Source organism: Thauera sp., from assembly GCF_034003485.1.
Classification (GTDB): Bacteria; Pseudomonadota; Gammaproteobacteria; order Burkholderiales; family Rhodocyclaceae; genus Thauera.
The window spans coordinates 1-11,804 of the sequence record NZ_JAVEYL010000018.1; the positions used below are offsets into that span (position 1 = coordinate 1).

The following is an 11,804-nucleotide window of genomic DNA, read 5'->3' on the forward strand; positions in this document are numbered from 1 at the left end:
GTGGTGAAGAGGGCTTCGATCTGGTTGTTCATCGGGTGCGAGGTCGGCGTCAGTGTCGGGCGGTTGTACCACCGCAGATCATGTTTGTTGAGAAGTCAATTTCCACTGGAAACGGCATAGAGCCGGTCCAGATCTCCTGGTCCCGTGGCAGATGACGCTGGATTGATTCCAGTGCTGCGGGCATATCTGGGCTTTGCCACCAATGGTTCCATTTTGGTACAACGTGGATTCCGGTGATGCTCTCTTTAATGAAGAAGGCGCGGCCAAACCCTTCAAGACCGGTTATGTGACCGGGTCTAGGGCTGGGCAGTCGGGGAGTGAATGTGATCACCGTCTGGCGACTGCCCGGGACTGCAACCATGATGACCGCCACATCTTCGGTTTCGAACAGTAGACGGGAGGCGGCATTGTGCTCAGTCACCAAACCAACGCCCCCTTTTTGACGGAATTCGCTACGCGCGCTCCTTTCACCTTCAGCGCCTGTTCCATCCGCTCATGCATCTTGGTGGCTAACGGCTCTGGGCTTTCACTCAGCGGCAAATCGGGATCGGTCGCAGCCGCCATAATCCGCCCGGCCGCGCTTGCGGCGTGGCCGAACAAACGTTCGATCAGATGCGCCAAGGCGCCATCATTCGCACCCGTCTCGGGCGCGAACGAAGTCATCGACAGTTCGAGCGTATCGACCAGCGGTCGCAGACAACGAGGCCGGACCCAGAACATCGTGCCCGCAAAAAAGCCATCGGCCTCGGCCTCGCCCAGCGCCATCTGCGCGAGCATGCCTTGGTCGTGATAGGGATAATCCTCAAGCCCAAGGTAATGCGGTGCGGGACCAATCATGGTCAGGTCCGGCTGCATGCGGAATGCTTCGAGGATGGCCCCGACCCGCTCCGGACTGCCCAGCAGCGCATCGAAGGACTCCTCCCGCCAGAGGTCGCCCAGTTCCGGCCGCAGTTTTCCCGCGACGTAATAGCCGCGTTTGGTCTGGATCTTCAGCACTGCGTCGTAATCCTTGTCGAGCAGCGCGGGTAGCAGATCGACGAAGGGGCCGATGTCTCTACCCCGGTTGGCGGCGTGATAGAACACTGCGTCCGGATAAACCTCGCGCACCATGGCCTCGATACGTCGCGTCCCCCAGGTAGGCAGGGTGACAATGAGATCGAACGCATCCGGGATCGCTCGCAACCTTTCCAGCATCTCGGGGACCAGGTCGCGGTAATACAGATGCGCCACTACCGCGATACGCCGGTTGCTCTGTGCCAACTGGTTTCGTACCTGGGCGAGATCCTTGCCGCGCAAGGCGGACTCGTCCGCATCGAGCGGGTAATCGCCTAAAGGATTGCCGTCCATCGAAAGGAGGAAATCGGCTGCTGTCGATAGACGTTCCACCAACTCCTCTCGCGTTAAGCCCGGCAGGCGACGCTGTGGGCTGCGTTTTTCACCAAAACCATGCAACAGGTAATGAGCCAATGGCTCCATACCCGCCTCCTTAACGTCAGGGTAGAGATCCAGGTAATGCTCAGGGTTGAGAATGTTTCCCGCGGTCACCACAATTTCCAAACCGCTCGGGCTACTCAAGTTCCCCCGTAGCCATTCGGTGAACGCGTCCATGGCGTCAAAACCACCATGCTTCAGCAGGCATCGAGCCACAGGTATCCACTGAACGCTCTCAGGCGCAGTTACACGTTGGGATGGTGTGCCAGGTTTGGAAACGTTTGAAGGGGGGCCGAACTCCTGATTTCCAGGCTCCGACTTGCCGGCAAAGGCCAACGACTCCGCATAAGTCTGAATCGAGGGTGAGGTGACTTGCCAAAAACCCCTGGCCACCGCAACCGGATCATCGCTGTGCAAGCGATATAGGCGGTCGATCAGTCCAACTAAGCGCTCAAAGGTCGGCACATCAGAGCGAACGCGCGGTGATTGCAGATACCCCCCCAAGAAGAATCGACGCAGCCAACCGATGCCCTCGAGGTAGGTGGCATGATCGAAACGGCCCGCCAGAAAATCATCCAGTGTCGGGAACAGATCGCGGGGCTTGTAGACGGCCTCCCCCAACACAACCACCGGCTTGTCGAAATAGAGTGCCTCGAAACCCACCGAACTGTTCACCGTCAGCACCAGGTCGGACATGGCGATAAGCTGCGAATTTTCGGGGCGCTCGGTCCCAGCTTCTAGCCAGATCACTCGCTCTGCCCATTCAGAAACCGCGGCCTTGGCTAACGACGTTGTATAGCTCCCTTGGGGGCGATGCTTTGTGGCTGGATGCGGGGTGATGATGGTGGTGTAACCGGCATCCGCCAGCTTCGGCACCACATCGAGCACGACATCGCTCAGAGTTTCGTAAGGAGAGAAACGCAGCAGATTAGCGTCGTCGAAGAGTTGGAGCGGCAGGAAAGCCAGTTTTTCCGCTCTGGAGATGCGGTGTGTGAAATCGCCAGGCAAGGGCTGGAATTGCTGTGCATAAGGCTTCGCTTCAATACTTTGCGAGTAAGCAAGCACCGCCTCCTGCCGAGACATGGGTACGCCACCCACGATGTCGCGTAGTTCTGCAATCGAGAGTTTGGGCACCAACCCGGCACCATTGGTACCGTAAGGGTCCATCACCAAAGAATCGAGGAAGGGCGGGCGGGTGCAGCCGAGTTCCATTGCGATCCGGGTGATCGCGCGATCCTTGATGAAGCGGGTTACCGCACCGTTTTCCCCCCAATGAACGATGACGTCGAAGGGGAAACGTTGCCAGATCCGCTCCAGAACCTCTTGGTAATCCTCGCTCACCTTGCCGGTGCCCGCCATCAGCTCAAGCCAGATCGGGATTCCCTCGGAAAGCCAGTTCAGATTGTAGCGATCAAAGATGGCCTCCTCTTGATCGGTCGGCCGGATCAATCGCTTCTCATGAGGCGCGAGCGAATCCTTGATTTGAGCAAACGTGGCACGGTTTGCAAACATCCTGGCATCTAGCTGCGGGCTGTTTGACAGTAGAGGCAGAAAATTCTTGGCTACCGAATGAAAGTGAATCTTCTCGTCCCGTAAGGGGTGAGGCTCTATATAGAACAGGACTCTCATTGAAGTTCTCCCAGCGTGAAGAGCCCACTAACGGAACGATGGTCTTTAAGGAAGGCGAAATTACGCTCGACTAGCGCCCGCTGCTCGGTGCTGCCGAGCGGCTCGGACAAGGCTTCATACCAGTCGTCGGTAGTGGCGGCGAGCGTCACATGATCAGGGCCAATTGTCTGCATGTCGGGAATGGGGCTGGCAATCAGCCGACAACCCGAAAGCGCGGCCTCCAGGAATTTGACCCGCGATTTGCAGGCATTGAACGCACTGTCTTCGAGGGGAGCGATAACCGTGCTGCACTTGGCCATCAGTCCCGGCAGGCGCAGGTAGTTCACGACCGGGGCGACGGAAACATTTGGAAGCGACGCGATGCCTTGTGGTACGGCGACCGGCCCTACGACAAGCAGCTTGAAGTGACTGTTTTCGGAGAGCACGCGATGCAGGGCGGCCTCGACCACGGGGAAGTCACGGTCGTGACTCTTGGTACCGGCAAAGTAGCCGATCACACTGGCCGATCTCCGCCGCAATGGCGTGCCGAGCGACTCCTGAAAAGAAAGAACGGAGTCGGAGACGATATTGGGCAGTACCATGACTTTAGCGTCGGGATTGTATTCGCGCACCCGCTCAGCCAAGGGCGCGGTAGACGCAGTAACCCGATCAAAGGCTCGCAGCCCTTCGAGATTACTGGCAAATGCGTCAATCGCACGCTCCGGAGTAAGCGTGCCGTTCTTGACCGCTGAGGAGCCCAGTGCGAGTTCCTCGTTGCCGAAGATCAGATCGTCATAATCTGCGATCAGTATGCGACCCAGACGCCGCAGACCAGCGACGACCTCGCGAAACGTCGGCCGGGCCATGTTCGGACGATGGAAAACGTAGACGTCGTAGTCGAAACAGGGGTTCTTGTAAAACTGCATCGCGGAGTAGACGGTGCAGAAATGGCCTGCATTCAACAGCGCCTCAGCTGGGTGATAGGCACGATACCGGACGGACGGATCGTCCAAAGGCCGATCACCTCGTCCCGTCTCCGAGATGAAGCAAATGGTTTTGCGTTTCATGAAATACCTGTTTTCGTACTGTTGGACTCTTGACGATCTTTACAAGAACTTCGGTGCATCGGCCCACAACATCCCGTGCAGGTCCTTATCGGACAGCCTTGGCGCTTCGCCGCTCACCAACGGCCAGTCGATACCAAGCGTCGGGTCATCCCAATGCAGCGAGTATTCATCACCAGGGTTGTAGTAGTCGGTGCACTTGTATTGGAACTCGGCCTCGTCGCTGGTGACGTAGAAGGCGTGCGCAAAGCCGGGCGGCACCCACAGCAGTTGCTTGTTGTGCGCGCTCAGGGTGACGCCCACCCAGCGGCCAAAGGTGGGGCTGCGCTGACGCAGGTCGACGGCCACGTCGAACACCTCGCCCCGTGTCACCCTCACCAGCTTGCCCTGGGGCTTTTGCAGCTGATAGTGCAGGCCACGCAGGATGCCGCGCGCCGACTGGCTGTGGTTGTCCTGCACGAAGGTGTAGGGGCCGCAGTGTTGCTCGAACTCGGTCTGGCGGAAGGTTTCCATGAAAAAGCCGCGCTCGTCGCCGAAGACCTTGGGCGTGAGGAGGACGACGTCGGGGATGGCGAGTGGGGTGTAGTCCATGAGGCGTTTACCGTGCAGTGGGGTCAGGCTTGGGCGGGCGCGCGCTTGCCTTGGTTTTGTGTTCGACGAGGCGCTTGAGGTACTGGCCGTATTCGGTCTTGGCGAGGGCTTGGCCTTGCTCGAGCAGGCAGGCGTCGTCGATCCAGCCCTGCTGCCACGCGATCTCTTCGAGGCAGGCGATCTTGAGGCCCTGGCGATGCTCGATGGTCTGCACGTATTGGGCGGCCTCGAGCAGGCTGTCGTGGGTGCCGGTGTCGAGCCAGGCGAAGCCGCGGCCCAGGCGCTCGACACGCAGGTCGCCACGTTGCAGGTAGGCGTTGTTGACGCTGGTGATCTCGAGCTCGCCACGTTCGCTGGGGCGGATGGTCTTGGCGATGTCGACGACGTCGTTGTCGTAGAAGTAGAGGCCGGTGACGGCGTAGCTGGATTTGGGGTGGAGCGGCTTTTCTTCGATGGAGACGGCACGGTCTTCGTCGTCGAACTCCACCACACCGAAGCGCTCGGGGTCCTTGACCAGATAGCCGAACACGGTGGCCCCGCTTGTGGGCGCGGACGCGCGGCGGAGCTGATCGGTGAAGTTCTGGCCGTAGAAGATGTTGTCACCCAGCACCAAGCAAACGGGGTTGGAGCCAATAAAGTCTTCACCGATGATGAAGGCTTGGGCGAGACCGTCTGGGCTGGGTTGTTCGGCGTATTCGAAGCGCACGCCAAACTGCTCGCCGCCGCCAAGCAGGCGGCGGAACATCGGGAGGTCGTCCGGAGTGGAGATGATGAGGATGTCGCGGATCCCGGCCAGCATCAGCACCGAGAGCGGATAGTAGATCATCGGCTTGTCGTAGATGGGCAGGAGTTGCTTGGAGACACCGCGGGTTATGGGGTGCAGCCGGGTGCCGGAGCCGCCGGCAAGTACGATGCCTTTGCGGCGGGTGGAGGTAGGGCGGGTGAGTGGCATGGCGTTGGTTTCTGAATAGGAAAATGGTGGGGGCCATTGCGATTTCGGCGCAGGCTCAGGACAGGCCAAGGCGTTCACCCTGATAGCTGCCGTCCTGCACGCGTCGCCACCAGATCTCGTTTGCCAGGTACCACTGCACGGTCTTGCGCAGGCCGGTCTCAAAGGTCTCCTGCGGGGTCCAGCCGAGCTCGCGCTGGATCTTACTGGCGTCGATGGCGTAGCGCTGGTCGTGGCCGGGGCGGTCCTTGACGAAGGTGATCAGCTCGCGGCGCGAGCGCTTGTCAGCCGGCGGTACCAGTTCGTCCAGCAGGTCGCAGATCGTCTGCACGACGTGCAGGTTGGTCTGTTCGTTATGGCCGCCGATGTTGTAAGTCTCGCCCACCCTGCCCTCGGTGGCGACCTGGATCAGCGCCCGGGCGTGATCTTCGACATACAGCCAGTCGCGAATCTGCTGGCCATCGCCATACACAGGCAGCGGCTTGCCGGCCAGGGCGTTGAGGATGACCAGTGGGATTAGCTTTTCGGGGAAATGGTAGGGGCCGTAGTTGTTGGAACAGTTGGTGACCAGAGTGGGCAGACCATAGGTGCGCTGCCAGGCGCGCACCAGGTGGTCGGAGCTGGCCTTGCTGGCGGAGTACGGCGAGCTGGGCGCGTAGGGAGTGGTCTCGGTGAAGAGGTCGTCGGTGCCTTCGAGGTCGCCATAGACCTCATCGGTGCTGATGTGGTGGAAACGAAAACCTGCCGCCTTCTCCGATGAGGTCTGCGGCAGCGCTTTCCAGTAACTGCGCGCGGCTTCGAGCAGCACGGCCGTGCCGACCATGTTGGTATGGATGAATTCGAGCGGGCCGTCGATGGAGCGGTCGACATGGCTCTCGGCCGCCAAGTGCATGACGACGTCGGGCTGGTGGATGGCGAAAGCCTGGCGCATGGCCTGGGCGTCACAGATGTCGGCGTGAATGAAGGTGTAACGCGGGCTGTCGGCCACGCTCGCGAGGGACTCGAGGTTGCCGGCGTAGGTGAGCTTGTCGATGTTGACCACGGTGTGGTCGGTGTTGGCGATGAGCTCGCGCACGACGGCCGAACCGATGAAGCCGGCGCCGCCGGTGATGAGGAAGGTTCTAGGCATGTTGGTCAGTCTCGGTGGTCGCGCACGATGAGTATGAGCATGCTGAGGATGAGCGCGAGGAACAGGGTGACGATGGCGAAGACGGCCGCGTTGTAGAGGCGCTCGGGGCGGGTCGCGTACTCGGGCAGCAGCGGGCTCTGCAGCACGCTGACCTGCTTGAGTTTACGGGCCGCCTCGAGACGCGTGTTTTCGAGGGCAGCGAGCGCGCTGGAATAGGTTTCCTGGGCGAATCGCGCCTTGAGTAGCAGGGTTTCGTATTCGGACGAGACGCGGTTGAGCGATTGGCCGGCGGCCTGGGCGAGGCGATCGCGCTGGCGGGTGATCTGGTCGCGCAAGGCGTCGATCTCGGATTGCACGCGGCGCATGTCGGCCGATTGCACGCTCTGGTAGCTGGCGAGCGCCTTGCGCTGGGCCTGTAAGCGCGCGAGCTCACCCTCGAGGTTGGCGATGACCTGGTTGAGACTCTCGACGGTGCTGGTGGGCGAGACAAGCCCTTCCTTGTTCTGGAAGGCGAGTACCTCGGCGCGGGAGGCGTCCATGCGCTGCTCCAGCCGCAGGAGCTGGCCTTCGAGGAAGCGCACCTGCTCTTCGGCCAGCCGCCGTCCCATCTCGTTCATGTGCGCTTCGCCGGCTTCGAGCAGCAGCGACACCATGGCGTGGGCGAATTCCGGGGAATAGGCCTGGACTTCGATGTTGAGCACGCCAGCGTACTCATCCATCTCGACCTCGACGCGGCGCAGGTAGTACGCGTGGAGATCTTCGATGGGGGCATCCGCATCGAGCAGGCGGGCAAAAATGTCACCGTTGTCGCTGTAGTGACGGCGAAAATCGAGCTTGTCCTGCACTTGCCGGAGCATGTCGACCGACAAGAGATGCTCACGCAGCAGCAGCAGATCCCTATCGTTCGGTGCCCCAGTGAGGATGGAGGCGAAGCTAATCTGCGGGGCTGCGATCTGCGGGCTTTCCAGCACCACGGTGGCGCGGGACAGGTAGCGGTCCTGCGCCCATACGGACCAGTAGAGGCTGACGATGCATATGGCGACAAAGGCCAGCGCCCATTGGGGTTGGGATTTGATGAACTGTTTCATGAAGCGGTCTGTTTAATCGTCATCTTGCGGGGGTTGGAGGGCCTGCACACGGCGGCGGGCGGCATGCAGGCGTTCGCGAGCAGCCGTCAGGGCATCGCCAATGGGCTTGCGCTCGCGGGGTGGCAGGTTGTCTGCCTTGGCTCGATCGAATGCAATGTGGGCAAGATCGAATTCGGCCTTGTACTTGGCCAGCTGCTGACGCGCTTCAGCGAGGTTGTTAACTTCCGGGATATGACTTTCTACCCCGGCATCCTGCTCCACGGTGGCCGAAACCTTGTGCGCCGCCACAACGTCAGGCTTTCTCACAGCGTCCGTTTCGGCGTGGTAGGCGGCGATGGCGTCGGAAATGTCGTCGTACCAGGTCGCACGCCCGTCCTTGAGGTGGATCCCGGCCTGGCAAAGCTCCTTGAGGATGCCTTCGCCATGGCTGACCATGATTAGGCTGGCCTGGCCGACCTTGTCCTTGAAGGCCTTGGTGGCCTTGTCTTTGAAGGCGCGATCGCCGACGGAGGTGGCCTCGTCCGATAGGTAGACGTCAAAGTCGAAGGCCAGCGACAGCCCAAAATTAAGTCGTGCCCGCATGCCGCTGGAGTAGGTCTTGATCGGCTCATCGAAGGCATCACCCAACTCGGCGAAGTCCTGCACCTTCCGGATGATCTCGTCGACCTTGTAGCGCCCGCCATGGACACGAGCGACGAACTTGACGTTCTGCCGCCCAGTCATGCTGCCCTGGAAGCCGCCACTGAGTCCGATCGGCCACGAGACGCGGCATAGGCGACGGACCTCGCCACGGTCGGGGTTGTCCATGCCTGCGATGAGCCGCAGCAGCGTGGACTTGCCCGCGCCGTTACGCCCCAGCAGCCCTACGCTTACCCCATTGGGGATGCGCAAGTTGATGTCCTGCAGCACCCAGCCCGATGCGCTGTGCTGGTAGTGATAGCGCTTGTATAGGCCCTGGATCTCGATCATTGCGTCTTCAGCTTTTCTTTGAAGCGCACGTGCATCACCAGGCCGAGGGCGAGCGTGGCGAGCGTGAACAGTCCGAAGTAAATCGCGCTGGTTCCATGTACGACCTTGTAGCCATCGAAAAAGCCTGCTCGCAGCAACTCGACGCCATGAACAAGCGGGTTGTACATGAGGTACTCGAGCACTCTGTGGGGCAGATGATTGAGGGGGAGAATGACCCCGGAGAGGATCATCAGCGGCATTGTGCTCATACGGAACACCGTGGCGAGCTCGGGCACCAGCGTACCGGCCACGGAGGCGATCAGCCCCAAGGCCACTCCAACGCACCAAAGCACAATCCACCAGCCAATGGCTGCTATCGCGTTATCGGGAACCAGATCGATATGGAAGAACAGCGCCCCGAGAATGAACAACAAGAAGATGAACGTGTGCAGGACGCCTTCCACTGCGTTTCGAACCAGGACGGGATCCACGGGCTGCACCTGACGATAGGCAAACAACGCACTATTGGCGTCTACCGCACCCATGCTGCGAAGCATGCCGTCACGGACGAGGAAGTAGCCCATCATCCCGGTAATCATCCAGGGGATGAACTCGGCATTGGCTACCAATGCATCACCACCTGCAAACGAGCGTGGCAGCAGCATGATCAGCGTGAACGCCATGGGCTCGGCAATCATCCAGAACCAGCCCATACGGTCGGCCATGGTGCGCGAGATTGCCTCCCGCATGAACAGGGCGTACCACACGCTGCGGGTGACCTGCCACGAGGTGCGCACACCGTTCGACAGGGGCGCATTGGATGCTTGGCTCACGAGGCGTTTCTCCAGCGGCCCGGCTTAAAGATCGAGCGCGACCTTGGTGGCCACGGCGATCTGGAACAGGATCTGGCTGATGGCGGTGGCCAGCGGCAGGTTCTTGGTGGGCACCTCGGGCATCACCAGGATCTCGTCACCCGTACGCAGCGCGACATCCTTGGCATTGACGACGGCGCCGCTCTGGCGGACCACCAGGATGTGGCCCTTGTCTGCACGCTGGGTGAAGCCGCCGGCACCTTCGATGTAGTCCTTGGCACTCATCCCGGGCTTGAAGACCACGGCCTGCGGCACCACGACCTCGCCGCTGATGAGGATGGAATCGCTGACCTCGGGGATGGTGATGACGTCGCCGTCCTGCAGGCGGATGTCGCTGATGCGGTCGTCGTGGGCGACGACGAGACGGCCGCTGGGCTTGAGCTGACGGGCGCGCTCGACGAACTTCTGGATCATTTCGGCTTCGCGCACCCGGATCTGGGCTTCGTCGTTGGTTGACGACTGGGCGCCCAGGTAGGCGGTCTCCAGCCTGCGCAGGCTCTCCTGCAGCGCTGCGGCCTGCTGGGTGGCGACACTTTCGCGGCGGATGGAGATGCTCTCCACCGCGGTCATGCCCTTGGGCACGGCGATGGCGTCGAGCAACTCGCCAAGGCGAGCGTCGCGCGGCAGCGCGTAGCGCGAGGGGCCGTAGTAGCTGCCTTCGAGCTGGATGACGATGGTTTCGCCGCGCTGGTCCGCGCTGAACAGGACCTCGTCGCCGCTATGCACTTGCTGGGTGGCGAAATTGCCCAGCGTGAAGTAGCTGGCGAAGGGGCCGTCCTTGCGCGCGCCGCGCAGCAGCACGTGCGACACGCCGCTGTTGAGGCGGGCCAGCTCAGTGACTTCGGCGCCGGTGAGGCGGTCGCCGATGAGTTCGTAGCGATACTCGCGCTGGACGTCGCCCACCACGGCAATGGCTGGGCCGCGCTCGCGGACGACGATGGTGTCGCCGTCGCGGAACTGCGGGCGGGCGATTTCACCGTGGAGCAGGAAGTTATAGAGGTCGACCGTGGATACGGTGCGGCCATCGCGCACCACGCGGATCTGGCGGTAGCTGCCGAGATCCTTGTCGATGCCGCCAGCCTGGTCGAGGAAGTAGAGCAGCGAGTCGCTGGGGGTGCCGGCGTAGCGCCCCGGGTTCTTGACGTAGCCGGTGACGTAGATACCGACCGGCTGCACGCCCTGCAGGTTGGTGTAGACCTGCACCTCTTCCGGATAGACGGCACGGATGGCGCTGCGCACGGTGCTGTCGAGCTGCTGGCTGTTTTGGCCTTGCACGGTGAGGGGGCCGATGCCGGGGATGAAGACGTTGCCTTGGGCGTCTACGGTGAGCACGCGGTCGATTTCCACCGCACCCCACACACGCAGGGTGACCTGATCGCCGGGTTTGATCTTGTAGCCGGGGTTGAGGCCATCGGCCATCGCTGCGCGGAACCCGCCTTCGAAGAGGTTGCCGCCGAAGGGCGGCAGCGTCCTGGAGGTCTCGTTGACCTGCTCCTGCGCTAGCGGCGCGTAGTTGGGGTTGTTCCAGTTGGCGCGCGGGGTATCGTCTATTTCGGGCTGGGCCTGTTGCGCCTTGGGCAGGACTTCGTTTGGCAATGCGAGGCTTTGCGCCCAGGCAACCGCGGGCAGGCAAGCGCAGCCGAGGGCGAGCAGGAGACCGGCGGCGACATTTTTAACGGTGCTCATCAGCGTTGTGCTCCGACGGCGATGACTTCGGTGACCAGGCGATGTGTTTGCCAGCCTTGGGCGGTGTTACAGGCGAGCTCGGCGCTGGTGTGGCCAGCGCCAGCACGCGCAACGCGTAGCTTTCGGCACTCGCGTCCGCTGGCGGACAGGTAGGCTTCTTGCGCGGTCACTTCTACGTGACTGCCCCAGGGGCTTGCGGCAACCGCCAGCACCGAACCTTCCGGCGCCTGAGCCAAAAATGTGCCGAGTGCGGCATCGAGTGGCGTGCCGGACTGGCTACCGGAGATGACGCCGGGCGCCGCAGTGGCGGGGAACATGGGTTGCAAGGCGGCGCAGCCGCCAAGGGTTGCGCCCAGGGTCAGCGCAAGCAGCAGGCGCCGGCCTGCTGCTGCGGCCGAGAAGCTAACATCGGGGTGCATCGGGAGATCCTTGTTGTCT

Annotated in this window: 11 protein-coding genes; all 11 read right to left on the bottom strand. The window is 61.6% G+C overall.

All coding sequences use genetic code 11. The features are described from left to right. Nucleotides 1-49: 49 nt before the first annotated feature. Genes RBT54_RS11480 through RBT54_RS11530 form a run of 11 tightly spaced genes read right to left on the bottom strand, consistent with a single transcriptional unit; the run spans nucleotide 50 to nucleotide 11,785 of the window. Nucleotides 50-421, bottom strand: coding sequence for a hypothetical protein (locus RBT54_RS11480; RefSeq protein WP_320367199.1), 372 nt, complete (start codon nucleotides 419-421; stop codon nucleotides 50-52). After that, nucleotides 418-3,060: a rhamnan synthesis F family protein gene (locus tag RBT54_RS11485; RefSeq protein WP_320367200.1), complete on the bottom strand. Its 2,643-nt coding sequence runs from the start codon at nucleotides 3,058-3,060 to the stop codon at nucleotides 418-420. The genes RBT54_RS11480 and RBT54_RS11485 overlap by 4 nt, the downstream gene beginning before the upstream one ends. Next, the gene (locus RBT54_RS11490; RefSeq protein ID WP_320367201.1) at nucleotides 3,057-4,106 is read right to left on the bottom strand and encodes a glycosyltransferase; all 1,050 of its coding nucleotides are present in this window, start codon (nucleotides 4,104-4,106) and stop codon (nucleotides 3,057-3,059) included. Before RBT54_RS11490 ends, RBT54_RS11485 begins: the two co-directional genes overlap by 4 nt. Nucleotides 4,107-4,145: 39 nt before the next feature. Next, a complete protein-coding gene (gene rfbC, locus RBT54_RS11495) occupies nucleotides 4,146-4,694 on the bottom strand; it encodes a dTDP-4-dehydrorhamnose 3,5-epimerase (protein ID WP_320367202.1) in 549 nt (182 codons plus the stop codon). Nucleotides 4,695-4,701: 7 nt separating this feature from the next. Next, nucleotides 4,702-5,646, bottom strand: a complete 945-nt coding sequence (gene rfbA, locus RBT54_RS11500) for a glucose-1-phosphate thymidylyltransferase RfbA (protein WP_320367203.1) — start codon at nucleotides 5,644-5,646, stop codon at nucleotides 4,702-4,704. Nucleotides 5,647-5,701: 55 nt separating this feature from the next. Then, entirely contained in the window at nucleotides 5,702-6,772 is a 1,071-nt protein-coding gene (gene rfbB / locus RBT54_RS11505) for a dTDP-glucose 4,6-dehydratase (protein ID WP_320367204.1), read from the bottom strand. Nucleotides 6,773-6,777: 5 nt separating this feature from the next. Beyond that, nucleotides 6,778-7,860 (bottom strand): hypothetical protein, encoded by a 1,083-nt coding sequence (locus RBT54_RS11510; protein WP_320367205.1) that lies wholly within the window; start codon nucleotides 7,858-7,860, stop codon nucleotides 6,778-6,780. Nucleotides 7,861-7,872: 12 nt separating this feature from the next. Further along, the gene (locus RBT54_RS11515) at nucleotides 7,873-8,829 is read right to left on the bottom strand and encodes an ABC transporter ATP-binding protein (RefSeq protein WP_320367206.1); all 957 of its coding nucleotides are present in this window, start codon (nucleotides 8,827-8,829) and stop codon (nucleotides 7,873-7,875) included. Next, the gene (locus RBT54_RS11520) at nucleotides 8,826-9,641 is read right to left on the bottom strand and encodes an ABC transporter permease (RefSeq protein ID WP_320367207.1); all 816 of its coding nucleotides are present in this window, start codon (nucleotides 9,639-9,641) and stop codon (nucleotides 8,826-8,828) included. Before RBT54_RS11520 ends, RBT54_RS11515 begins: the two co-directional genes overlap by 4 nt. 24 nt (nucleotides 9,642-9,665) lie before the next feature. Then, nucleotides 9,666-11,366 (bottom strand): polysaccharide biosynthesis/export family protein, encoded by a 1,701-nt coding sequence (locus tag RBT54_RS11525; protein ID WP_320367208.1) that lies wholly within the window; start codon nucleotides 11,364-11,366, stop codon nucleotides 9,666-9,668. Next, nucleotides 11,366-11,785 (bottom strand): DVU3141 family protein, encoded by a 420-nt coding sequence (locus tag RBT54_RS11530; RefSeq protein ID WP_320367209.1) that lies wholly within the window; start codon nucleotides 11,783-11,785, stop codon nucleotides 11,366-11,368. Before RBT54_RS11530 ends, RBT54_RS11525 begins: the two co-directional genes overlap by 1 nt. Between the last annotated feature and the right edge of the window lie 19 nt (nucleotides 11,786-11,804).